The organism is Leifsonia poae, assembly GCF_020009625.1.
Lineage (GTDB): Bacteria > Actinomycetota > Actinomycetes > Actinomycetales > Microbacteriaceae > Leifsonia > Leifsonia poae_A.
In genome coordinates this window covers 142,526-165,530 of record NZ_JAIHLP010000002.1, presented here as the reverse complement: position 1 = coordinate 165,530, position 23,005 = coordinate 142,526, and the positions used below count along the sequence as shown (strand labels likewise).

Genomic DNA, 23,005 nt, shown 5'->3' with positions numbered 1-23,005 from the left:
CCGCCGCGCTCAGCCGAGCAGAGTGCCGATTTCAGCACCGAGGATGGCGGCGGTCACATTGCCGGCCGGCTCGATGCCGAAGATGCGCATGGGCATCCCGTTGTCCATGCAGAGGCTGAGTGCGGTGGAGTCCACTGCCTTGAGGTTCTGCTGCAGGGCCTGCTGGTGGCTGATCTGGTCGATCTTGCGCGCATCCGGGTTCGTGCGGGGGTCGTCGTCGTACATGCCGTCGACGCCGTTCTTGGCGACGAGTACGACATCCGCCTCGATCTCGAGCGCGCGCTGAGCGGCGACCGTGTCGGTCGAGAAGTACGGCAGACCGGCCCCGGCGCCGAAGATCACGACGCGTCCCTTCTCCAGGTGGCGCTCCGCCCGGCGGGGGATGTAGGGCTCGGCCACCTGGGTCATGGCGATGGCCGACTGCACCCGTGTCTCGGCGCCGGCCTGCTCCAGGAAGTCCTGCAACGCGAGCGCGTTCATGACGGTTCCGAGCATGCCCATGTAGTCGGCGCGCCCGCGGTCCATGCCGCGCTGAGACAGCTCCGCTCCGCGGAAGAAGTTCCCCCCACCGACGACGATCGCCACCTCCACGTCGGTCGCTGCCTGGGCGATCTCCCGCGCGATCGCACTGACGATGTCGGGATTGACCCCGAGCTGTCCTGCGCCGAAGGCCTCACCCGACAATTTGAGGAGAACGCGGCGTCTCTTGTTCGATTCCGGCATGCGTAGGGTGCCCTTCCGTTGAGCGATCTCGTTAAAAGTTAGTGGGTGCGCACGGGTTGGGCACACAGAAAAGGAGTCCGGATCGCACGAGACGATCCGGACTCCTTCATGCGGTGCTTAGGCGCCGACCTTGAACCGGGCGAAGCCCGACACGGTCAGTCCCGCATCTTTGACGACCTGGCTGATGCTCAGCTTGTTGTCTTTGGCGTAGTCCTGCTCCAGGAGCGCGACCTGCTTGAAGTAGGCACCGAGGCGACCCTCGATGATCTTCGGCAGCGCAGCCTCCGGCTTGCCCTCGTTGCGCGAGATCTCCTCGACGATGCGACGCTCGTTCTCGACGGCCTCGGCCGGAACGTCCTCACGGGTGAGGAACTCCGGGTTGGCGAACGAGATGTGCTGGGCGATGCTGCGCGCGGTCTCCGCGTCGTCACCGGCGTAGCCGAGCACCACACCGACCTGCGGGGGCAGGTCTTTGGAGGTCTTGTGCAGGTAGATCGCGAAGTGCTCACCGTTCACGACGGCGATGCGGCGGAGTTCCACCTTCTCGCCGAGGATGGCGGCCTCGTCACCGATGAGCTCGGCGACGGTGCTGCCGCCGGCGGGGGCAGCGAGGGCGTCCTCGACGGTGGTGGCGCCCGCGGCGGTGACCGCGTCGAGCACCTTCTCGGAGAGCGCGATGAACTTGTCGCCCTTGGCCACGAAGTCGGTCTCGCAGGCGAGCTCGATCATCGTGGCGCTGGCGCCGTTCTCCTTCGCCGCGACGAGGCCTTCGCTCGTCGAGCGGTCGGCGCGCTTCGCGTTGCCCTTCGCACCCTTCAGACGCAGGATCTCGGTGGCCTTCTCGATGTCGCCATCGGCCTCCTCGAGCGCCTTCTTGGTGTCGACCATGCCCGTGCCGAGCTGCTCGCGCAGGGCTTTGATGTCAGCGATGCTGATGTTTGCCATGTTCGTTGAGAACCTTCTGTCGAAAATGTACTGGCCGGAAATTACTTGGACTCGGCCTCGGCCTCGACGACAGCCTCGGTGGCGTCATCGGTCGCGACCACGGCGGCCTCGTCGGCAGCCTCGGTCTCGGCGACGGCCTCGGCCACAGCCTCACCCTCGGCGACGAGCTCGGCGGAGTCCGCCTTGGCCTCGGCGAGGTCGGCGTCGGCGGCCTTCTCGGTCTCGGCGCTGGCCTGGACCTCGGCGGAGGAGCCCTGGAGAAGCTCGGCCTCCCACTCGGCGAGCGGCTCGGTCGGCTCGGCGCCCTCTTCGGGTTTCTGGTGACGCTGGATGAGACCCTCGGCCGCGGCGTCGGCCACGATGCGGGTCAGCAGACCCACGGAACGGATGGCGTCGTCGTTACCCGGGATCGGGTACTGGACCTCGTCCGGGTCGCAGTTGGTGTCGAGGATGCCGATGACGGGGATCCCGAGCTTCTTGGCCTCGTCGATCGCGAGGTGCTCCTTCTTGGTGTCCACGACCCAGAGTGCGCTCGGCGTCTTCGTCAGGTTGCGGATACCGCCGAGCGACTTGTGCAGCTTGTCGAGCTCGCGCTTCTTGATGAGGAGTTCCTTCTTGGTGAAGCCACTCGTGGTGCCTTCGAAGTCGAGCTCCTCGAGCTCCTTCATGCGGGCGAGACGCTTCGACACCGTCTGGAAGTTGGTCAGCAGACCACCGAGCCAGCGCTGGTTGACGTAGGGCTGGCCGACGCGGGTCGCCTGCTCGGCGATGGCGTTCTGGGCCTGCTTCTTCGTGCCGACGAACAGGATGGTGCCACCGTGGGCGACAGTCTCGCGGACGAACTCGTAGGTCTTGTCGATGTACGCGAGCGACTGCTGCAGATCGATGATGTAGCTGCCCGAACGCTCGGTCAGGATGAAGCGCTTCATCTTCGGGTTCCAGCGGCGGGTCTGGTGTCCGAAGTGGACGCCGCTGTCGAGCAGCTGGCGCATGGTTACAACGGCCATTGTGCCGTTCTCCTTTTCTCGCATCCGGTGCCGTGGCAGGAGGATGCTGTTGCGGTTGACTGCGGCGGCCGGTCGGCCACCACTCCTGGTGCCCGGCGCCCACATCCGCTCCCCCACCGCGCAGGACGAACCTGCTCGATTGTGAAGACCGTTGGATGTGCGCTGACCCGAATGGGCACGCGTAGTCACTCCGACAAGCGGAGTGCTGCAGACATCCTATCAGGAACGGGGCTTGATCGAGTCGCCGCTCGAGCGCACCTGAACGCCGCGGTTCCTCCCGGCGTTGGCGAACAGGGTTTCGGCGTGCTCCAGCGCCATCCCGTTGGTCTCCGGGATCTTGAAGAACACGAAGAAGAACGACAGCGCCGCGAAAGCGGCATACATGCCGTAGGTGAAGACGAGCGAGAAGTCCGCCATCGGCGGGAACGACACGGTGATGAGGAAGTTCGCGATCCACTGCGCGGCGGCGGCCAGACCGAGCGCTTTGCCACGGATCTTCGTCGGGAAGATCTCCCCGAGCAGAACCCAGACCAGCGGGCCCCAGGATGCACCGAAGCAGACGACGAAGACGTTGGCGGCGACCAAAGCGATCGGCCCCCACGCCCCGGGAAGGCTGACCGCTCCCCCGGCGCCCTTGTCGGCGAACGCGAACGCCAGAGCCATCGTGCCGAGCGAGACCGCCATTCCGATGGAACCGGTCAGCAGGATGGGCCGGCGACCGACACGGTCGACGAGCAGGATCGCCACCACCGTCACCGCGACGTTCGTCACCGAGGTGATCACACTGATCACGAGCGAATCGGCCTTGGTGAACCCGACAGCGCTCCACAGGGTCGTCGAATAGTAGAAGATCACGTTGATGCCGACGAACTGCTGGAACACCGACAGGATGATGCCGATCCAGACGATGCCCTTCAGACCGAGCACGTTGCCGCGCAGCGTCGCCTTCAGACCCTCCTTGTCGGTCTTGATCGAGTCCTCGATGTCTTTGATCGAACGGTCGAGGTCTTCCGCGGGGACCAGTGTCGCGAACACGGCCCTCGCCTCGTCATGCCGGCCGGTCGCGAGCAGATAGCGAGGAGACTCCGGCACCGTCAGCGCGATGATGCCGTAGACGATGGCGGGCACCGCGCCGACGATGAACATCCAACGCCACGCCTCCAGCCCGAACAGGATGCTCCGAGACGGGTTGCCGTCGGCCAGCAGCGCGTCCGACAGCAGGGCGGCGAAGATGCCGAGCGTGATCGCCAGCTGCTGCAGCGATGCCAGCCCTCCCCGCCGCTGCCGGGGCGCGATCTCGGCGATGTACGCCGGCGCGACCACGGACGCGATGCCGATGCCCAGGCCGCCGACCACGCGCCAGAGTGCAAGATCCCAGACCGAGAATGCGAGGCCGGCGAAGATCGAGCTGATGAGGAACAACACCGCACCGATGAGCATGACCTTGAGCCGGCCGAGCCGGTCGGCGAGACGGCCGGCGATATAGGCGCCCAGCGCGCAGCCCAGCAGGGCGATGGCGACGACGAAGCCCTTGACGAAGGCGTTCAACTCGAAATGGGAGCCGATCGAGTCGACGGCGCCGTTGATCACCGACGAGTCGAAGCCGAAGAGGAACCCGCCGACGGCCGCCGCGATGGCCAGCCCGGTGGCCTTGCGCCGCATCTGAGGGCTGTAGTGCGGTGCCCCCTCACTCGTAGGCGACCCGGTCGATTCACTCTGATTCTGAGACATGAGAACCTTTGCAGTTGTCAGCGATCGCGAAGACCGCGGGTGGCCGCCCCCGGTGGCCGGCGAATCACACGGTACTCCAGAGTGATCGACCGACAAGGGATGCGCGGCCGCGCGGATGTGGACGCTTCCCCGAGTTCTCCTCCCCAGCGGGCGTTGGAGCGCGGATCTCCACAGATCTCCTCTCTCCACAGATTCCTTTCCACCCGTTCCGTGCCGGACGAGACCGGCCGAGGGTGGGGGCAGGAGGTCTCCATGAGAATCGAGGATGCGCTGCGGGCGGTCGTCGCGGCTCTCGTCGCGTCGTGTTTGCTCGTTCCGTCGTCGCTCGTGCCGACTCCTCGTGCCACCCGCGGCCTCACACACGGGGATGTGCGCGTCTCGCCCCCTGTGCGCGAGCACAGCCGGGCGGCGAGTACCGGCGATCGGTGGCTCTGGCCTGTGCGTCCGGTGCAGCTGGTCCGCGGATTCGAGGCGCCGGCAACCGCGTACTCGCCCGGTCACCGGGGAATCGACCTGCGGGCGACCGTCGGAACGCCGGTTTTGTCGCCGGCGAGCGGTACCGTGCGCTTCGCCGGTGTCGTCGTCGATCGCCCCGTGCTCACGATCGACCACGGTGCCGGAGTGCTCTCGAGCTACGAACCGATCGGCTCCGAGCTCGAGGCCGGCGACATGGTCGCCCCGGGCGCCATCCTCGGCGCGGTCGCCAGCGGCGGCCACTGCGCAGACTCGTGCTTGCACGTGGGCGTTCGGATCGACGGCGAATATGTCTCGCCGCTCCTGTTCTTCGCCCGCGTGCCTCGCGCCGTTCTTCTTCCGCTCCACCCGCGAACTCTCGCACCTGCTCGACGGAGTGACCGGCGACGGTGCACGATGCGGCAGAGAACGGCGTGACCGATCAGGCCCGGGGGTGCGCGATCCGGTAGCTCTCTTTGAGTCGTTCTGTGGAGACGTGGGTGTAGATCTGGGTCGTGCCGAGGCTCGCATGACCGAGCAGTTCCTGCACCGCCCTCAGGTCGGCTCCACCGTCGAGCAGATGCGTCGCTGCCGTATGGCGGAGCGCGTGCGGTCCGGCCGGTCCCCCTCCGGGCAGGTCGGCCAGGAGTCCGGCCACGAGTTCGTAGACGGCTCGCGTGCCGAGGCGTCCACCGCGCCAGCCCAGAAAGTGCGCGGCCCCTGACCGTTCGTTGGCGAGCAGCGGACGCGCCCGGCGCAGATATGCCACGAGGGCCGTCTGGGCTGGCACACCGAACGGTACGACGCGCTCTTTCGACCCTTTGCCGAGCACGCGCACGGTCAGCCGTTCGAGGTCGACGTCGTCGACGTCGAGGCCGGTGAGTTCGGATACCCGGATGCCCGAAGCGTAGAGAAGCTCGATCACCGCCCGGTCCCGCAGCGCAGACGGCTGCCCGTCAACCGCACGAGCCTCCAGCGCATCCAGCAGCCCGGCCATCTGTTGCCGGTTGATCACGCGCGGGAGGGTCTTGTCGGGTTTCGGCGAGCGGAGCCGGGCCGCCGAGTCGGCGACGGTCGTCTCCGCTCGCGACGTCCAGGCCGTGAACCCTCGCGCGGTCGCTGAGCGGCGGGCCAGCGTGGCCTTCGACAGCCCGGCCTGGGTCGCCGCCCACAGCCAGTCCCGAAGGAGGTCCAGTGTCAGTTCCCCCGTTGCCGTGACCCCGCGTTGGGCGGCGAAGTCAGCGAGGGTGTGCAGATCGGACCGGTAGGCGCGCACCGTCTGCGGCGAGTATCCCCGTTCCACCGCGAGGTGCACGGTGTACCGCTCGATCGCGCGTTCCATCTCCACGCATCTAGCCTCGCGTGCCCCAGGCGGATTCCCTGTAGCGACGCCCCGTACCGGCATGTCGGTGGGCTCAGCGACGGACCTTGTGCCAGCCGTCTTCGCGCTCGGTCACGGCCCCGTCGAGTTCGAGCATCCCCAGGGTGGAGACCACGCCGCGTTCCGACAGGCCCGACCGCTGGGCGACCTCGCGGATGGTGCGTCGCGAAACGGCCGAGAGAGCGTCGAGCACCCGCGTCTGCTCGCCGAGCCTGGCGTCGGCGCTGATCGGGTCGCCTCGCTCCTCCGGCCAACCGGAGATCGTCGCGTCGGTGATCCCGGTGAGTTCCGCCATCTCGCCCGGCGTCGTGACGCATACGGCGTCGTATTCGCGGATGAGGCGGTGACATCCGGCCGACGCCGGCGACGTGACCGGCCCCGGTACGGCACCGAGGGGTCGGCCGATCGCCGCCGCATGCCCTGCGGTGTTGAGCGAACCCGAACGGCGCCCGGCCTCGACGACGACGGTGGCGCGGCTGGCGGCCGCGATCAGTCGATTCCGTTGCAGGAAGCGCCAGCGGGTCGGCGCAGAACCACACGGGAGCTCGCCGATCAAGAGGCCTGTGTCGGCGATTCGGCCGAGGAGGTCTGCATGGCCTGCGGGATACAGACGGTCGACTCCCCCGGCAAGGAAGGCGATGGTGATCTGTTCGCTGGCGATCGTCGCGCGATGCGCGGCACCGTCGATGCCGTATGCCCCACCGGATGCGATCGCGAAACCGCGGTCGGACAGCCCTGCCGCGGATTCCGAGGCGACATGCTCGCCGTATCCTGTGGCGGCGCGGGCACCGACGAGCGCTATCGAACGATCGAGTGCGGTGAGGCGAGCCGGATCGCCTCTCACCCAGATGGCCAGCGGCGCGCCGTCACCCAAGGCCTGGAATCCACCCGGCCACAATTCGTCGAGCGGCGTCACCAGGGTCGCACCCACTCGCGCCGCTGATTCGAGCGAACGAATGGCGCTCTGCCGGGAGACACGAGGCCGCCAGCGTTCGACGGCGTCGCTCATTCTGTCGGCCAAGGCGGCCGATGTTGCCGCATCCACTGTGTGAACGGCATCGAGAATGCGGTCCGCCTCCCAGCGCTCGACGACCGACTGCAGGGCGACGATCGGCCCGAGCGCGGCGAGGAAGGCCGCCGCGTCTACGTCTCCCGGCTCGACGAGGGTGGAGAACGTGGCGAATGCGAACCGGGCGAACGTCGTCGCTGCCGACGACGACCCGTTCTCGATGCCGAGCCCCGCCGGTGTGACCGGTTCGAGGAGCGCGGCGATCGATCCGAGATCCAGGCCGAGATAGGTCGGTGTCGACGGCTTCGATCCGGCCGGTCGTCGCTCGGAAGGGCCGGCGACTGCCTCGCCTGCGGAAGAGTGATCCGTCATGCGCTCATCCCCGACGGAGGAAGAGCGCAGCGCCGATGTGGTGGGCACCGGGGCTGGCGGCGGTGTCGAGATCGGCGAGCGTCCAGGCCAGTCTGAGCGTGCGATCGTACCCGCGCATGGTGATGGAGCCCCGTTCGAGCGCTCGGTCGAGCACGGCCAGAGTGCTCGGGGCGAGCCGCCTGCCGGCCGAGCGCAGCCATTGTCCTGGAACGTCGGCGTTGCGCCGCCAGGGCGTTCCGGACAAGCGCTCGGCTGCTACGCAGCGCGCCTGCACGACTCGGTGCCGGAGGTCGAGGCTGGACTGACCGGGAGGGAGGGTCTCCGATCGACTGTTCGCGCCACGCAGGGCCGCGAGGCCGAGCCGGCGGAGCGTGAGCCGGATGTCTACCCGGTCGAGCAAAGGACCAGAGATCCTCCCGAAGTAGCGGCGGCGCGCGATCGGCGTGCACGTGCACTCATCGTCGACGGAGCCGTAGCGACCACATGGACAGGGATTCGAGGCGAGCACCAATTGGAACCGTGCCGGGAACGTGGCGCGGCCGTTCGCTCGATGGATGGTGATCGACCCCGATTCCAACGGCTGCCGCAGCGCATCGAGAACGCGACCAGGGAACTCCGCCGCTTCGTCGAGGAACAGAACACCGTGGGAGGCGCGCACGATGGCGCCGGGTACGATTCGACCGGAACCGCCCCCGACGAGGGAGGCGGGTGATGCCGTGTGGTGCGGTGCCTCGAACGGCGGTCTCCGGGCCAGCTCGCCTCCGATCCAGGAGCCGGTGAGAGAACGGATGGAGGTGACCTCGAGCGCCTGTTCGTCGGTGAGGTCGGGCAGGATGGTCGGCAGCCTGGCCGCCAGCATCGTCTTGCCTGCTCCGGGCGGACCCACCATCGACACGTGGTGACCACCCGCTGCGGCCACCACGAGCGCGTCGACGACCTCGTCGTTTCCCACGACATCGGCCATGTCGAGATCGACGGCGTCATCATCGGGTTCCGATGCGGACGATCGGAACAGCGGGGCAGGTTCGACGGCGTCGGGCTGAAGATCTCCGCCGTGCCAGATCGCGGCGGCGCGCAATGAAGCCACTGCGGTCACCTCGATCCCCTCGACGAGCCGCGCCTCGACTTCGCTCGCGGCGGGGACCATCACGCGATCGAATCCGGCCGTGCGGGCGGCGGCGACCGCGGGGAGGATGCCGGGCACCGCCCGCAGCCGGCCGTCGAGGCCGAGCTCCCCCAGATGCACGACCCGTGCGACGGACTCCGCCGCGATGTCACCGGCCGCCGCCAGAGCGGCGACGGCGATCGCCAGGTCGAAAGCCGAGCCCTGCTTTCGCAGCGCGGCCGGCGAGAGATTGACCGTGAGTTTGCGCTGGGTGAGCGGGCATCCGGCATTGACAGCAGCGGCGACCACACGTTTTCGGGACTCACCGAGCGCCAGGTCGGGTAGCCCGATCAGGACGAAGGCGGGAAGTCCGGCGGCGATGTCGGCTTCGACCTCAACGATGTCGCCGTGCAGGCCGGTGAGGGCGACCGCGAAGGTCCGCGCGAGCGACATCAGGCGATTCCGCTCAGATGCTCGACCTGCGGTGTCGCGCTCCATGCGTCGATGACCGCGATCGCGTCGACGCGGATGTCGCCGGGACCGATCTCGTGCACCCGGCACCACTCGACGGCCAGCAAACGGAGCCGCCGTGACTTCACGGGGGTGATCGCCTCGAACGGATGCCCGAAGGCGACGGAGGCGCGTGTCTTCACCTCGGCGAACACCGTGAGGGCGCCTCGGCGCAGGACGAGGTCGACCTCACCGATGCGACACCGCCAATTGCGCTCGATCACGGTGTATCCGTGTTCTTCGAACCACATCGCTGCCACCAGCTCGCCGCGGCGACCCAGATCGTCTTTCGCTGCCATGTCTTCCTCCCGACACCAGCTTCGTCGGCGGGCCGCGCCGCCGGCCGCTCGGAAACGGGTCTGGGGAGAACCGGCGGGATGCGCTACCTGTGGAGGAAGGATGCGCGATCGTCAGTCGGCGCGTCTCCAGGAGAGCGACCGGTCGAACAACGCCAGCAGTGCGGCCGAGCCCGCCGCGACCAGCACGACGACAGCGATGGCATGGAATCCCGCATCCGTCGGCGATTCGCCGTAGGCGAGCCCGATGACCGCGCTCGCCACGATCGCCCCGACGTAGACGGAGGTGCGCGAGAGGCCGGCTGCGACCCCGATCTGTTCGCGCGGAGCTTGACGGTAGAGCGCGGCCTGGTTGGAGACGGATGCCAACCCCTGCGGAATCCCGAAGAGCCCGGCCGCGAGGAGCAGCAGCCAGATCGGCGACTGCGATGTGATGGTCAGCAGGAGCGCACCGCCGGCGAACGGGAGGACCCCTGCCAGCACGAGCGGCAATCGGAGTGCGGTGTTCTTCGCGACGGCGATGGATGCGACCCCGGCGAGGAGCACGGTCGGCAGCTGCAGGAGGCCGGCGATCTCACTCCCGAAGCCCGCGGCACCCTGGAGCCACTGGCTGAAACCGTTCAACATCGAATAGGCCGCGACATAGACGAGGAAGAGCCGCAGGTAGGTGCGGGTGAGCGGCCGGTTGGCGGCGAGCATCCGGAGGTCGAGGAACGGGGTTCTGGTGCGCAGCTCCCAGGCGACGAGCGCGCCGCTCAGCACGAGCGCGAGCGCCAGAAGCCACCACAGACCGGAGCGGAGGTCGAGCAGGAAGACGAGGAGGCTCGCGATCGCGAGCGCGAACAGAAGGATTCCGGGAACATCGAGAGCCTTCAGCGCGCCCACCACGCCGATCGCGCGATCGGACATCGGCGGACGCAGCCGATCGGAGGGGAGCCAGGCGATCGACATCCCGAGGGCGATGAGCGCGAGCGGGACGTTCACGAGGAAGATCGAGTGCCAGCCGAAGAGGGCGATGAGGACTCCCCCGAGCACCGGTCCGATCGCCGCCGTGCTGAGGCTGGCGATGGAGAGCCCCGAGAGAAGGGCGGGAGGCGTCGGCCGCCCCAGCACGGTCGAGCGGTCGCGCAGCAGCGTCATAGCCGACGGATAGGCGGCGGAAGTGCCGATCCCGATCAGCACCCGCGCGGCCAGCACACCGCCGAATCCGCCGAGGAATGCCGGGAGAACACCGCCGATGAGCACAACGACGAGACCGCCGAGATACACCGTGCGAGGACCGATGATGTCGGCGAGCTTTCCCAGAGTGGGCTGGGCGATCGCGCTGGCAAGATACAGCCCGGCGACGAGCCAGATGACGACCGAGGAGGAGAGTTGCAGGTCGTGGGCGATCGGCACCAGCGCGACGGAGATCATCGTGGTGTTGATCGGGTTGAGCATCGGACCGATCAGAACAGGAGCGACGAAGCGGGCGCTGAACCCCCGGGGCGCGCTCATGCCTCGACCTCCACGACTACTCGTCGAGCGCGAGCTCCTTCGGGAGCTCGAACTCCTTGCTGGAGAGCTCCTCGATGTTGACATCCTTGAACGTCAGAACACGCACCGACTTCACGAACCGATCGGAGCGGTAGACATCCCACACCCAAACGTCGTTCATCGTCAGCTCGAAGTAGAAGTCGTGTTCGGTGTCCCGACGCACGAACTCCACCTCGTTGGCGAGGTAGAACCGGCGCTCGGTCTCGATCACGTACTTGAACTGCGAGACGACATCCCGGTATTCGCGGTACAAAGCCAACTCGACCTCACGGTCGTAGTCGTCGAACTCGTCTTCATCCATCGTTCGACAAGTCTATGCTGCGCGCCGCCTTATATTGGCATGGGCAGCGTGGCCGACTGTTTCAGCCAGGTGAGGCGATGCAGCGCACTGGGGCCGAGCTCGGCGATCGCGTCGAGGTGGACACGGCTCGCGTATCCCTTGTTCGACACCCATCCGTAGCCGGGGTGCACGCCATCGGCGCCGATCATGATCCTGTCCCGGTGCACCTTGGCGATCACGGATGCCGCTGCCACCGACGCACAGTCGCGGTCTGCCTTCACCCGGGTCACCACTCGCGCGGGTCGTGTCAGAGCGGGGTTCAGATAGTCGTGGTTTCCGTCGAGGATGAGGGTGCTCCGGGCGGTCGGGGCGCCGTCGGCTTCCAACTGCGCCAAGGCGCGGGCGCCCGCCAGGCCGAGACAGCGCATAATCCCGAGCGAGTCCACCTCGGCGGCCGAGGCCAGTCCGACGGCGGAGTGAAGCACCCAGGTTCGGCAGAGAGGCTCCAGTGCTTCCCGAGCCGGCTCCGGCAGCAGCTTCGAGTCGCGCAGTCCCGTCGGCATCCGCTTGACCGTACTGTCGATGACCACCATGCCCACCGCGACCGGACCGGCGAGAGCGCCGCGCCCGACCTCGTCACAGGCGATGATCGACGTCACGCCCTCGCGATAGAGCGAGCGCTCGTATCGCAGAGTCGGGCTGATCGGGGTCATTTCTGCTCGTTCTCGATGCCGCGGAAGGTGTCCGGGTAGTTGCCGAGCCAGGTCCACCGGCTCACAGGCCAGCTGATCACGAAGGCACGACCCACGACATGGTCGACGGGCACGAAGCCCTTTCCTGGCAGATTCTGGTTGCGCGACGAGTCCTGCGAGTTGTAGCGGTTGTCCCCCATCACCCAGAGCTCGCCCTTCGGCACAGTGACATCGAAGCTGAGTGTAGCCGCGTTCGTCTGGCCGGGTGGGATGACGATGTACGGCTCTTTCAGCGGCGTTCCGTTTACCGTGACCTGGCCGAGGGCGTTGCAGCATTTGACGTGGTCGCCCGGCAGCCCGATGACCCGTTTGATCAGATGGTCGTTGCTGTCGGAGGCGGAGAGACCGATAAAGGTCAGCGCCGAGTCGATGGCGGCCGAGATCGGGCTCTGGGTGCTCGGCGGCTGCGGGGGAAGCCAGCCGCCCGGGTCGCGGAAGACGACGATATCGCCACGGCTGATGGGCACCAGGCCGGGCTCGAGCTCATTCACGATGATGCGGTCGTTGATCTGCAGCGTGTTCTGCATCGACGCTGACGGGATGTAGAAAGACCGCACCACGAACGTCTTGATGAGGAACGACACCAGCACCGCCACCACGAAAATGATGAGGATGTCCCGCACGAACAGTTTCGCGCTCCGGCGCTTTCCGCGCCGCTCCTTCGCCACCCTGTCGGATCGGGTGGGCATTGCTTCTTCCGTCATTTAACCGCCTGAGCTCCCGGTCCAGTGTAGGGGACCGGGAGCTCAGGGGCGGCTGGCTGCGAACAGCGAGTCGAGGCGCGTTCGCCTTAGTGGTTGTCGCGCTTCTCTTTGATCTTCGCCTTCTTGCCGCGAAGCTCGCGCAGGTAGTACAGCTTGGCGCGGCGGACGTCACCGCGGGTGACGATCTCGATCTTGTCGATCACCGGGGAGTGCACCGGGAAGGTGCGCTCGACGCCGACCTGGAAGCTGACCTTGCGGACGGTGAAGGTCTCGCGGACGCCTTCGCCCGAGCGGCCGATGACGACGCCCTGGAAGACCTGGACACGAGAGCGGGTTCCCTCGATGATGTTGACGTGCACCTTGACGGTGTCTCCGGCGCGGAAGGCCGGGATGTCCTGCTTCAGGGAAGCGGCATCGACCTGGTCGAGGATATGCATGGCTGGTTCGCTCTCTGTACCCGCCACAGGTCGAGGACGGACTTGGGGTCGTTCACGCAGCGGTGACGACCGACGTTATCGGTTGAGGAGTGTCCGCGAGAAGAGCTGGCTCCCCTGTGGCAGAGCGTGGCCGCGGCACAAACAACGATTCTGCCATGAACCGGCTTGGTTTGCCAAAGCGATCCCGCTCAGCGTTCGTCCCGACGCTCCTCGATCACGATGAACTCACCGCCGTCGACGACGCTCGCAGACCGGGCAGTATTCGGCTGAGCCGCGCGCTCGTACGCGTCGAACGTCTGCTTCACGCGCAGGCGCGCCTCGGTCACCAGCTCCCAGAGCGAGACCCAGAACGTCGCGAGCCCCAGCAGAACGCCGACGACGGCGATCCAGCCCGAGACGCCCGGCAGGAAGCAGCCGAACACGACGATCGAGGCGTGCCACAGGGTGAGCAGACCCACGTCGATCCAGGAGACGGCCCGCTCCTCGCGCGCCGTCTTACGCGCGGCGATGATGCCACCGATCGCGAGCTGCGCCACGAACAGGATCGGGCAGATGACGAGGAGCCCGAGGAAGGTCCACCCGGATGGATGGAAGATCGCCCATCCGATCAGCAGCCACACAGGCAGAACGACGGCGGACGGGAAGAGCCACCAATAGAACGCCTTGCGGATGAACACGACTTCAGCGTATCCGCGTGCGCCTGTGCAGCGGCTGCGGGTTCGCCGAGGGCGTGAAATGCTGGAGGCGACCGAAGGAGAACCCGTGATCGAGTTGAGGACCCCCGCCGAGATCGAGCAGATGCGGCCGGCCGGCCGATTCGTGGCCGATGTGCTGACGCGAACCGCCGCGGCGGCGAAGGTGGGGACGAACCTGCTCGAGCTCGATCGCCTGGCGCACGACCTCATCCGGGGCGCCGGCGCCGAATCGTGCTACATCGACTACCACCCGTCGTTCGGGGCGAGCCCGTTCGGCAAAGTCATCTGCACCTCGGTGAACGACGCCGTACTGCACGGCCTCCCCCACGACTACCGTCTGCGCGACGGAGACCTCGTGAGTCTCGACTTCGCCGCATCCGTCGATGGCTGGGTGGCCGACTCGGCCGTGAGCATCGTGGTCGGTTCGGCCCGCGACGAGGATCTGCGTCTCATCGAGACGACGCGACGCGCGCTGACCGCCGGCATCGATGCGGCCCGGCCCGGCGGGCGGATCGGCGACATCTCGGCGGCGATCGCGGCCGTCGCGCACTCCGAGGGCTACTCGGTCAACACCCAGTTCGGCGGCCATGGTGTCGGTCGCACGATGCACGGCGATCCCCATGTGCCCAACGAGGGCCGCGCCGGTCGCGGCTATCCGCTGCGGCCCGGTCTCGTCATCGCCATCGAGCCCTGGCTTTTGGAGACGACCGATGAGATCGTCACCGACTCCGACGGCTGGACCCTGCGCAGCGCGGACGGTTCCCGCGGCGCCCACTCCGAGCACACCGTCGCCATCACCGCCGAAGGCCCCCTCGTCCTCACCGCGCGCTGACACCAAGCGCTGTCACTCAGAGCGCTGTCACTCAGAGCGCTGTCGCTCAGAGCACTGTCTCTAAGCGCTGTCACTGAGCGCTGACGCACGAGATCCGCTGACCGCAGCGGTCAGAACTCGGGTCGGTCAGGCGGTAGGAGGTCGGGGCGCACGGCGCGCGTGCGGGCGAGCTGCTGCTCGCGGCGCCAGGATGCGATCGCGCCGTGGTGGCCGGAGAGCAGGATGGGGGGCACTTCGCGTTCCCGCCAGACGGCCGGCTTGGTGTAGCTCGGGTATTCCAGCAGACCGTCCTCGTGGGATTCCTGCACCAGGCTCTCGGGGTTGCCGACGACCCCCGGAATGAGCCTGCCGATCGCCTCGATCATCGCCATCGTCGCCACCTCTCCGCCGTTGAGCACGTAGTCTCCGATACTCATGAGCCGCACTCGGGCCCGGGACGCGGTGTCGTCGAACACACGCTGATCGATGCCCTCGTAGCGACCACAGCCGAAGACCAGATGTCTCTCGGCGGCGAGCTCGCGGGCGATTGCCTGGGTGAACACATCGCCGGCGGGCGAGGGGAAGATCACGAGCGGATCCCCGGGCTCTCCGCCAGGATGCCGTCCATCGCTTCGCCCCAGGGCTCCGGCTTCATCACCATTCCAGCGCCGCCGCCGTACGGCGTGTCGTCCACTGTGCGATGCCGATCGTGCGCGTTGTCGCGCAGATTGTGCACGCCCAGGTCGATGATCCCGGTCTGACGCGCCTTTCCGAGCAGCGAGATGTCGAGCACATCGAAGAACTCGGGGAAGATCGTGACGATGTCGATGCGCATGACGAAAAGCCTAGTGCGTCACGACCGCCAGCTCTTTGTCGTGAGGGACGAGCGGTACGGCGATCGCCGGGCAGAGTGCGACGGCGGCGAATGCGAACGGGTAGCCGATGAGGGTGATGAGTCCGCCGACGGCCGGGCCGACGACCGAGGCCGCGAGGAACTGGCCGGTGTTCTGGGCGCCGAGGGCGCGGCCTGACCAGAACGGCCCGGCGATCTCGGCCACCGAAGTGTACGCGAGTCCGTTGTCCGCCACGGTCACTATCGCGGCGACGATGAGGATCACCGCTGCCCAGACCATGCCGAGGGAGGCGGCTGCCGCCATCAGCAGCATCACCGCCACGGCTGCCAGGGACACCCAGCGCAGCGGGCGCAGATGGCTGCCCACCCGGTCGCTCAGAACCCCCACGCCGATGCGGCCGATCGCACCGGCGAACTGGCTCGCGCCGATCACGATACCGGCGGCGAGCGACGAGAACTGCAGCTGTGTGACCAGCCAGACCAGGCCGAAGGTGGAAAGCGTGAACTGAGGCACCACGAGCAGCATCGAGACTCCGTGGATGCGCCACAGCAGCGATGTCTCCCGATACGGTCGCCAGACGGCGAGGGGATGCGCACCGTCCCCGTCTGCGGCGCGTCGTGGGGGTCGCGGCGGGTCGACGATCCCGATCGCGCACAGTACGGCGGAGACGGCGCAGAGCACCGCCGGCACGACCAGCGCCAATGCGATCCCACCGGAGGCGGCCAATTGCGGAATCGTCAGCGCCGCCACGGCGACGCCGAGCGGCTGGCACATCTGCCGGATCCCCATCGCCAGCCCGCGCCGCTCTTTCGGGAACCAGCCGATCACCACGCGACCGCTCGCCGCATTGGGGCTCGCCGAGGCCATCCCGCCGATCAGGAACAGGGCGCCGAGGCCGATGTAGTCGCTCACGAACATCGCGGCGAATGCGGCAAGCGCCGTGATGGCGAGACCGGAGGCGATCACCCGGCGTTCCCCGATGCGGTCGCTGAGCGCACCCCAGCCGATGAGCGTGATGACGAGCCCGAGGGTCGGGGCGGAGGCCAGGAGCCCTGCCTCTCCCAACGAGAGCCCGCGCTCGGTGTGAAGCAGCGGGATGAGGAAGGCCGGCGTACTGACGAAGACGGTCGAACTGGCTTGGGCCACAACACCGAAGCTGAGCATCAGCCAGGGTCGGGGCGTTCGCGTCAGGGTGGAGGTCACGTGGTATACCCTAGCGGTATACCACGGCGGTATACCAAACGAGAGGCTCCCGGATGCCCGAACAGACGCACGTCTACGACAGGCTGCGCGCGCAGATCCTCGACCTCGAACGAGTGCCGGGAGGTCGGCTCACCGAACGCGGCCTCGAGACCGAACTGAACGCATCCCGCACCCCGCTGCGAGCCGCCCTCATGCGCCTCGAAGCCGACGGCCTCGTGGAAAGGGACGGCCGCGCCTGGCAGGTCTCCCCGATCGACCTCGGCGAGATCACACGATTGAGCGAACTGCGGGATGCGGTGGAGACCGCCGCCGTCCGCCTCAGCTGCGCCCGCGCGACCGACGACGCCATTGCGGCCCTGCAACTCCGTCTCGACGACGACAGCCTCCACGGCGCGAACGAGGACGGCGTGCGCGCGGGCACCCACTTCCATGTCGACCTCGCGAGCCTGTCGGGCAACCACTTCTTCGCCGACACGGTCGACTCGGCGATGACCCGACTGGCGCGCACCCGCTGGCTCGAAGTGCGCACGGAGACGACACGGCGCACGGCCTGGGAGGAGCATCGCGACATCGTGGCCCTCGTGGCGGCCCGGGACGCCGAGGCTGCAGCCGACCGCATCCACCACCACATCGTCGCGACACATGAACGACTGCTGGCGGCGCTCGGAGCAGACACACGCTCCCTGCGGGCGCGCGGGCTCGCGATCATCGGCTGACCGAACGATGAAAGCCCCGACATGTGTCGGGGCTTTCATCAGCGGAACGCTACTCGGGCTGGGCGTCCGGCGACCCGTCGAGCCCCTCTTCAAGAAGCTCGTCGCCGGGGAGCTCCTCATCGGGGAGTTCCTCATCGGGAAGCTCCTCGAACAGGCCGGCGGGCGGCGTCAGCGTGAGGGTCCCGGCGGCCAGGTCGACCTCCGGAACGATCGCCTTGACGAACGGGACCAGGACCTCGCCATCAGCGGTCTTGATCGCCAATAGATCCTGCGCGGGAAGGTGATCGACGCGCGCCACCAGACCCACCTTCACGCCGTCGCGGAACGCATCCAGGCCGACCAACTGGTGGTCATACCAGGCGTCGTCCTCCTCGGGCAGCTCTTTCGGGTCTTGTGAGACCCAGAGGATCGCCTTCACGAGCGTCTCGGCCTCGGAACGGTCGTCGACTCCCTTGAAGAACCCGACGGCGTGGCCGTTGTACCAGCGGAGCTCAACGAGCTCCAGGGTCTTGCCGTGCCATTTGGATGCGGTCGGCACCTGCAGGGTGAAGACCGCTCCCGGAACGAATCGCTTCTCAGGCTCGTCCGTGTACAACTCGACCTTGATGGCGCCCTTCAACCCGTGCGCCTTGTTCAGCCGGCCGACACGCAGCTGCGTCTGGTCGGACCGCGCCGCATCCTTCGGGGGCAGTTTGTGGTCGGCCACCTCAGTCGTCGGTGTCGACGACGTCGACGCGAACGCGACGTCCATCGGCCAGCGCGGCAACGAGCGTGCGCAGCGCCTTGGCGGTGCGGCCGGCCCGGCCGATGACCCGGCCGAGGTCCTCGGGGTTCACACGAACCTCGAGGACCTCGCCGCGGGGCGAACTCTTTGCAACGACGTGCACGTCGTCCGGGTGATCGACGATCCCCTTCACGAGGTGCGCCAGTGCGGGAGCGAGCAAGGCTACGCCTTCTCGCCGTCGGCAGCGGCCTCGGTGATGACCTCGGCCTCGGCGACGACCTCGGCCTCAGCGGCCTCCTCGGCCTCGACCTCGGCTTCGACGACGGCCTCGGCGACCTTCTCGACCGGCTTCTCGGCCTTGGGCTTCAGCACCGGCTTCTTCTTCTCGTCGACCTGGAACTCGACCTTGGCTTCCTTGGTCTTCACCGTGCTGACGGCGTCCTTGTCGCCCTTGAACTTGCCCCAGTCGCCCGTGAGCTTGAGCAGGGCGAGAACCTGCTCGCTCGGCTGGGCGCCGACGCCGAGCCAGTACTGCGCACGCTCGGAGTCGACCTGGATGACCGAAGGCTCCTCGGTGGGGTGGTACAGACCGATCTCCTCGATGACACGACCATCGCGCTTGGTGCGCGAGTCGGCGACGACGATGCGGTAGTACGGTGCGCGAATCTTGCCGAGGCGCTTCAGACGGATTTTGACAGCCACAATTCTCCTGTGTTGTATGAGATGTTCGACGAACTGACTGCCGTGAGCGTGGGGGCACACTCGGCAGGAGGTCTAGGGTTTCCATCCAACCTGATTAGAGGGTCGGGCGGGACGGAACTCAACTAGCTATTCTGTCAGATATCGCCGCCCTTGAATAATCGGATGAACGGGACGACCCGCATGCAGATCGAATTCTCGGAATCCGAACGGTCCACCGTCGGGATCGAGTGGGAGCTCGGGCTCGTCGACGCGGCGAGCGGAGACCTCGTTCACATCGCCGAAGAAGTGCTGCGCGAGCTGGGAACCGACGACGGCGTGGAACACCCGCAGATCACCCATGAGCTGCTGCTGAACACGGTGGAGCTGGTGAGCCGCGTGCACCACACCGTTCCGGAGGCGATCGTCGATCTGCAGGAGCTGATCGCGCTGGTGCGCGACGTGACCGACCCGCTCGGCGTCGAGTTGATGTGCGCGGGTACGCATCCGTTCGCCCAGTGGTACGACCAGAAAGTCACCCCCAACGAGCGTTACGAACGTCTCCTCGACCGCACCCAGTGGTGGGGCCGCCAGATGATGATCTGGGGCATCCACGTGCATGTGGGCATCGACGAACGCGACAAGGCGCTGCCCATCGTCAACGGGTTGCTCACCTATTACCCCCATCTGCAGGCTCTGAGCGCCTCCAGCCCGTTCTGGGGCGGAGCGAAGACCGGGTACGCCTCCAATCGCGCCCTGATGTTCCAGCAGCTCCCGACGGCGGGGCTCCCGTGGCAGTTCGGGAGCTGGGCCAACTACGAGGAGTATGTTCAGGATCTGGTGACCACCGGGGTCGTGACCGACCATTCTGAGGTCCGCTGGGACATTCGCCCATCTCCGAAATGGGGCACCGTCGAGATGCGCGCCTGCGACGGTCTCTCCACGGCCGACGAAGTGGGGGCGGTGGCCGCCCTCATCCACTGCCTCACCGACCGGATGTCGGAGCAACTCGACCGCGGGGAGGAACCGGTGACCCTGCAACCGTGGTTCGTGCGCGAGAACAAGTGGCGGGCCGCGCGCTACGGCCTCGACGCCGACATCATCGTCGCCCCCGACGGACGACAGCGGAACGTGACCGACGACCTGCGCGACCTCGTCGTCGACCTCTCGCCGGTGGCGGAGCGCCTCGGATGCGTGGCCGAGCTGGAGACCGTCGACGTGATCGTGCGCGATGGCGCGAGCTACCAGCGCCAGCTGGCGGTCGCCGAGACGAACGGCGGAAGCCTTCAGGCGGTGGTCAGCTCCCTCACGCATGAGCTGCGGAACGGACTCCCCCGGTGAACGTCCTGATCCGCACCCTCCGGCCTGCGGCGCTCATCGCGGCGGCCGCTGCGGCGCTCCTGCTCGCCGGCTGCTCGTCGGCACCCGTGCAGCATCCCGTCGCCGCTGTCGGCGCGCCCGGTCCCGCCCTCACCGAGGGCCGGCCGGAAGCGGTGGCCATCGGCGACTCGATCGCCTTCGGGAAGGGTGTGCGACCCGACGAGGCCTGGCCTGCCCTCGTCGCGGCAGCCCACAAGTGGCGACTCACCGATCTGGCCGTCAGCGGTTCGGGCTTCGTGCATCCCGGCTGGAACGGCACGACGTACCAGCAGCAGGTCGAGCGTGCACTGCACGCCCACCCCGACTACATTCTCATCGCCGCCACCCGTAACGACCGCGACGAAGATCCGGCCGTCGTCGAGCAGAAGAGCGCAGAGATGCTGGCGACACTCCACTCCGCCTTTCCGAAGGCCCACATCATCGGGATCACCGCGATCTGGGGCGACGATCGGCCCCCGACGACGATGACCCGCGTCGACGGCATCGTCGGCAAGGCCGTCGACGGGGTCGGCGGCACCTACCTCAACATCGGCTTCCCTCTCGTCGGGCACCCGGAGTGGGTGCAATCCGACCACATCCACCCGAACGCCGGCGGGCAGGATGTGGTGGCCAAAGTGATCGACTCGAAACTCGCCTCGGTCACACCGACGCTCTAGCGTCCGACATTTCACCGGATGCGACCTCGGGAACACCCGGGCGTCGTCGTGTGTTGGACCCGGCATGGCAACCACAGAGATCACCCTGCAGAACCACGACGACACCGTCGCCGACGGCATCGTCCTCCTCGACTTCTGGGCAGGCTGGTGCGGCCCGTGCCGGATGTTCGCTCCGGTCTTCGAGAAGGCGTCCGAGCAGCATCCCGACATCACCTTCGGAAAGGTCGACACTGAAGCCGAGCGGGATCTCTCTGCCTCCTACGGCGTGCAGTCGATCCCGACGCTCGTCGCATACCGTGACGGCATCCCGCTGTTCTCCCAGGCGGGAGCGCTGCCGGCAGAGGCTGTGGAAGACCTCATCGGCCAGCTGCGCGCGCTCGACATGGAGCCGCTCCGCGCCGAATACGAGAAGCAGAGGGCCGAGCACGAAGCGCGCTGATCGGCCGCGCCCGAGCGGGCGCGAACCCGATCAGCGGCCGAGGAGCTTGTGAAGCGAGGCGAGCTCTTCCTCGCTCGGACCTCCGGGATTCGCGCCGGCCGCTCCGAGGCCGAAGCCCGAGCCGGCGGCACCGCCGGAAGCCGGCTTGGCGCCGGAGGCGATCGCGGCGTTCTCCGCCGCCCGCTTCGCCGGGTTGCCAGACTTGGAGCCCTTCTTCTTCACCTGCTGCTTGCCACGGCCGCCGCTGAAGCCGGCGCCAGGGATCGGGCCCATGCCCGGAACCTGCGGCACCCCGCCCTTCGCGACGGTCTTCATCATCTTCGCGGCCTGTTCGAAGCGGTTGACGAGCTGGTTCACCTCGGTGACCGTGCTGCCCGACCCCTTCGCAATGCGCAACCGGCGGGAGCCGTTCAACAGCTTCGGCGTCGTGCGCTCGGCCGAGGTCATCGACTGGATGATCGCCTCGGTGCGCACGATCTCCTTCTCATCGAAGTTGTCGAGCTGCTGCTTCATGGCGCCGGCACCCGGCAGCATCCCCATCATCTTCTTGATGGAGCCCATGTTGCGCAGCTGCTGCATCTGCTTGAGGAAGTCGTCGAGCGTGAAGCTGTCGGTGGCGAACTTCTCGGCGACCTTGCGCGCCTCGTCTTCGTCGAACGCGTCCTGCGCCTGCTCGATGAGGGTGAGGATGTCACCCAGGTCGAGGATGCGGCTGGCCATGCGGTCGGGGTGGAACGGCTCGAAGTCGTCGAGCCCCTCGCCGGTGGAGGCGAAGATGATCGGCCGGCCGGTGATCGAGGCCACGGAGAGGGCGGCGCCACCGCGGGCGTCACCGTCGAGTTTCGAGAGCACGACACCGGTGAAGTCGACGCCTTCCTGGAACGCCTTCGCCGTGGCGACCGCGTCTTGACCGATCATCGCGTCGATGACGAAGAGCACCTCGTCGGGGTCGACGGCTTTGCGGATGTCGGCGGCCTGCTTCATCAGCTCGGCGTCCACGCCGAGACGACCGGCCGTGTCGACGATGACCGTGTCGTACTGCTTGGTCTCGGCGAACTTCAGCGCCTCCTTGGCGACCTTCACCGGATTGCCGACGCCGTTGCCCGGTTCGGGCGCGAACACCGGAACGCCCGCCTGCTCGCCGACGATCTGCAACTGGGTCACGGCATTGGGGCGCTGGAGGTCGGCGGCCACGAGCACGGGCGTGTGCCCGTCTTTGACGAGCCACTTGGCCAGTTTGCCGGCGAGGGTGGTCTTACCCGCGCCCTGGAGGCCGGCGAGCATGATGACGGTCGGCGGCTTCTTCGCGAACTGCAGGCGTCGCTGCTGGCCACCGAGGATGGCGACGAGCTCTTCGTTGACGATCTGCACGACCTGTTGGGCCGGGTTCAGCGCCTTGTTGACTTCGTCGCTCAGCGCACGCTCGCGCACCTTGCCGGTGAAGTCTTTGACGACATCGAGCGCGACGTCGGCGTCGAGCAGCGCGCGCCGGATCTCCCGGACGGTGCCGTCGACGTCGGCGGCCGACAGCTTTCCCTTGGTGCGGAGGTTTTTGAAGGTGTCTGCGAGGCGGTCAGACAGCGATCCGAAAGTAGCCATGATCCAGCC

25 protein-coding genes and 1 pseudogene are annotated in these 23,005 nt (G+C 67.4%); 6 read left to right on the top strand and 20 right to left on the bottom strand.

The features are described from left to right. Window positions 1-9: 9 nt before the first annotated feature. From pyrH to K5L49_RS01455, 4 genes are all read right to left on the bottom strand, one after another. Window positions 10-723, bottom strand: a complete 714-nt coding sequence (gene pyrH / locus K5L49_RS01470) for a UMP kinase (RefSeq protein WP_223690268.1) — start codon at window positions 721-723, stop codon at window positions 10-12. Window positions 724-840: 117 nt separating this feature from the next. Beyond that, complete coding sequence (gene tsf, locus K5L49_RS01465; protein ID WP_223690267.1) at window positions 841-1,668, bottom strand: translation elongation factor Ts; 828 nt, start codon at window positions 1,666-1,668, stop codon at window positions 841-843. Between the two features lie 41 nt (window positions 1,669-1,709). Continuing rightward, entirely contained in the window at window positions 1,710-2,675 is a 966-nt protein-coding gene (gene rpsB / locus K5L49_RS01460) for a 30S ribosomal protein S2 (protein WP_223690266.1), read from the bottom strand. A gap of 219 nt (window positions 2,676-2,894) precedes the next feature. Next, window positions 2,895-4,337 carry a sugar porter family MFS transporter gene (locus tag K5L49_RS01455; RefSeq protein ID WP_223690265.1) on the bottom strand — a complete coding sequence of 481 codons (1,443 nt, stop codon included), beginning with the start codon at window positions 4,335-4,337 and terminating at the stop codon, window positions 2,895-2,897. 321 nt (window positions 4,338-4,658) lie between these two features. Here K5L49_RS01455 and K5L49_RS01450 point away from each other — a divergent pair, with 321 nt between their 5' ends. Then, complete coding sequence (locus tag K5L49_RS01450; protein WP_223690264.1) at window positions 4,659-5,297, top strand: M23 family metallopeptidase; 639 nt, start codon at window positions 4,659-4,661, stop codon at window positions 5,295-5,297. A gap of 4 nt (window positions 5,298-5,301) precedes the next feature. Here K5L49_RS01450 and K5L49_RS01445 read toward each other — a convergent pair whose 3' ends face one another. The 10 genes from K5L49_RS01445 to K5L49_RS01400 all read right to left on the bottom strand — a co-directional run bounded on the left by K5L49_RS01445 (window position 5,302) and on the right by K5L49_RS01400 (window position 13,918). Further along, window positions 5,302-6,207, bottom strand: coding sequence for a tyrosine recombinase XerC (locus K5L49_RS01445; protein WP_223690263.1), 906 nt, complete (start codon window positions 6,205-6,207; stop codon window positions 5,302-5,304). Between the two features lie 67 nt (window positions 6,208-6,274). After that, complete coding sequence (gene dprA / locus K5L49_RS01440; RefSeq protein WP_223690262.1) at window positions 6,275-7,621, bottom strand: DNA-processing protein DprA; 1,347 nt, start codon at window positions 7,619-7,621, stop codon at window positions 6,275-6,277. A gap of 4 nt (window positions 7,622-7,625) precedes the next feature. Continuing rightward, complete coding sequence (locus K5L49_RS01435; protein WP_223690261.1) at window positions 7,626-9,179, bottom strand: YifB family Mg chelatase-like AAA ATPase; 1,554 nt, start codon at window positions 9,177-9,179, stop codon at window positions 7,626-7,628. Further along, a complete protein-coding gene (locus K5L49_RS01430) occupies window positions 9,179-9,535 on the bottom strand; it encodes a YraN family protein (protein ID WP_223690260.1) in 357 nt (118 codons plus the stop codon). The genes K5L49_RS01435 and K5L49_RS01430 overlap by 1 nt, the downstream gene beginning before the upstream one ends. Window positions 9,536-9,646: 111 nt before the next feature. Further along, window positions 9,647-11,029 carry an MFS transporter gene (locus K5L49_RS01425; protein WP_223690259.1) on the bottom strand — a complete coding sequence of 461 codons (1,383 nt, stop codon included), beginning with the start codon at window positions 11,027-11,029 and terminating at the stop codon, window positions 9,647-9,649. A 16-nt stretch (window positions 11,030-11,045) separates the two neighbouring features. Next, window positions 11,046-11,369 (bottom strand): DUF2469 domain-containing protein, encoded by a 324-nt coding sequence (locus K5L49_RS01420; RefSeq protein ID WP_055893100.1) that lies wholly within the window; start codon window positions 11,367-11,369, stop codon window positions 11,046-11,048. Between the two features lie 29 nt (window positions 11,370-11,398). After that, window positions 11,399-12,061, bottom strand: a complete 663-nt coding sequence (locus tag K5L49_RS01415; protein ID WP_223690258.1) for a ribonuclease HII — start codon at window positions 12,059-12,061, stop codon at window positions 11,399-11,401. After that, on the bottom strand, window positions 12,058-12,804 hold the full coding sequence (gene lepB, locus K5L49_RS01410) for a signal peptidase I (protein WP_223690257.1): 747 nt from the start codon (window positions 12,802-12,804) through the stop codon (window positions 12,058-12,060). Before lepB ends, K5L49_RS01415 begins: the two co-directional genes overlap by 4 nt. A gap of 86 nt (window positions 12,805-12,890) precedes the next feature. Beyond that, window positions 12,891-13,241, bottom strand: coding sequence for a 50S ribosomal protein L19 (rplS, locus tag K5L49_RS01405; RefSeq protein ID WP_223690256.1), 351 nt, complete (start codon window positions 13,239-13,241; stop codon window positions 12,891-12,893). Window positions 13,242-13,429: 188 nt separating this feature from the next. Beyond that, window positions 13,430-13,918, bottom strand: a complete 489-nt coding sequence (locus tag K5L49_RS01400; RefSeq protein WP_223690255.1) for a hypothetical protein — start codon at window positions 13,916-13,918, stop codon at window positions 13,430-13,432. Window positions 13,919-14,003: 85 nt separating this feature from the next. Here K5L49_RS01400 and map point away from each other — a divergent pair, with 85 nt between their 5' ends. Then, on the top strand, window positions 14,004-14,768 hold the full coding sequence (gene map, locus K5L49_RS01395; protein WP_223690254.1) for a type I methionyl aminopeptidase: 765 nt from the start codon (window positions 14,004-14,006) through the stop codon (window positions 14,766-14,768). Between the two features lie 110 nt (window positions 14,769-14,878). Here map and trmD read toward each other — a convergent pair. Both trmD and K5L49_RS01385 read right to left on the bottom strand, forming a co-directional pair. Continuing rightward, window positions 14,879-15,582, bottom strand: a pseudogene (gene trmD, locus K5L49_RS01390) (tRNA (guanosine(37)-N1)-methyltransferase TrmD). A 10-nt stretch (window positions 15,583-15,592) separates the two neighbouring features. Next, on the bottom strand, window positions 15,593-16,765 hold the full coding sequence (locus tag K5L49_RS01385) for an MFS transporter (protein WP_223695213.1): 1,173 nt from the start codon (window positions 16,763-16,765) through the stop codon (window positions 15,593-15,595). 92 nt (window positions 16,766-16,857) lie between these two features. Between K5L49_RS01385 and K5L49_RS01380 the strand changes: the two genes are divergently transcribed. Continuing rightward, window positions 16,858-17,520 carry a GntR family transcriptional regulator gene (locus tag K5L49_RS01380; protein WP_223690253.1) on the top strand — a complete coding sequence of 221 codons (663 nt, stop codon included), beginning with the start codon at window positions 16,858-16,860 and terminating at the stop codon, window positions 17,518-17,520. A 49-nt stretch (window positions 17,521-17,569) separates the two neighbouring features. Here the strand turns inward: K5L49_RS01380 and rimM are convergent, their stop codons facing one another. The 3 genes from rimM to rpsP are packed head-to-tail and all read right to left on the bottom strand — an operon-like array spanning window position 17,570 to window position 18,946. Beyond that, entirely contained in the window at window positions 17,570-18,226 is a 657-nt protein-coding gene (gene rimM, locus K5L49_RS01375) for a ribosome maturation factor RimM (protein WP_223690252.1), read from the bottom strand. Between the two features lies 1 nt (window position 18,227). Further along, window positions 18,228-18,464, bottom strand: a complete 237-nt coding sequence (locus K5L49_RS01370; protein ID WP_223690251.1) for an RNA-binding protein — start codon at window positions 18,462-18,464, stop codon at window positions 18,228-18,230. Between the two features lie 2 nt (window positions 18,465-18,466). Beyond that, complete coding sequence (gene rpsP / locus K5L49_RS01365; protein WP_223690250.1) at window positions 18,467-18,946, bottom strand: 30S ribosomal protein S16; 480 nt, start codon at window positions 18,944-18,946, stop codon at window positions 18,467-18,469. Between the two features lie 180 nt (window positions 18,947-19,126). Between rpsP and K5L49_RS01360 the strand changes: the two genes are divergently transcribed. The 3 genes from K5L49_RS01360 (at window position 19,127) to trxA (ending at window position 21,397) form a co-directional block, all read left to right on the top strand. Next, window positions 19,127-20,263, top strand: coding sequence for a glutamate--cysteine ligase (locus K5L49_RS01360; RefSeq protein ID WP_223695212.1), 1,137 nt, complete (start codon window positions 19,127-19,129; stop codon window positions 20,261-20,263). Next, complete coding sequence (locus K5L49_RS01355; RefSeq protein WP_223690249.1) at window positions 20,260-20,958, top strand: SGNH/GDSL hydrolase family protein; 699 nt, start codon at window positions 20,260-20,262, stop codon at window positions 20,956-20,958. The genes K5L49_RS01360 and K5L49_RS01355 overlap by 4 nt, the downstream gene beginning before the upstream one ends. Before the next feature lie 64 nt (window positions 20,959-21,022). Beyond that, window positions 21,023-21,397: a thioredoxin gene (gene trxA / locus K5L49_RS01350; RefSeq protein ID WP_223690248.1), complete on the top strand. Its 375-nt coding sequence runs from the start codon at window positions 21,023-21,025 to the stop codon at window positions 21,395-21,397. 30 nt (window positions 21,398-21,427) lie between these two features. Here trxA and ffh read toward each other — a convergent pair whose 3' ends face one another. Further along, a complete protein-coding gene (ffh, locus tag K5L49_RS01345; RefSeq protein WP_223690247.1) occupies window positions 21,428-22,996 on the bottom strand; it encodes a signal recognition particle protein in 1,569 nt (522 codons plus the stop codon). Between the last annotated feature and the right edge of the window lie 9 nt (window positions 22,997-23,005).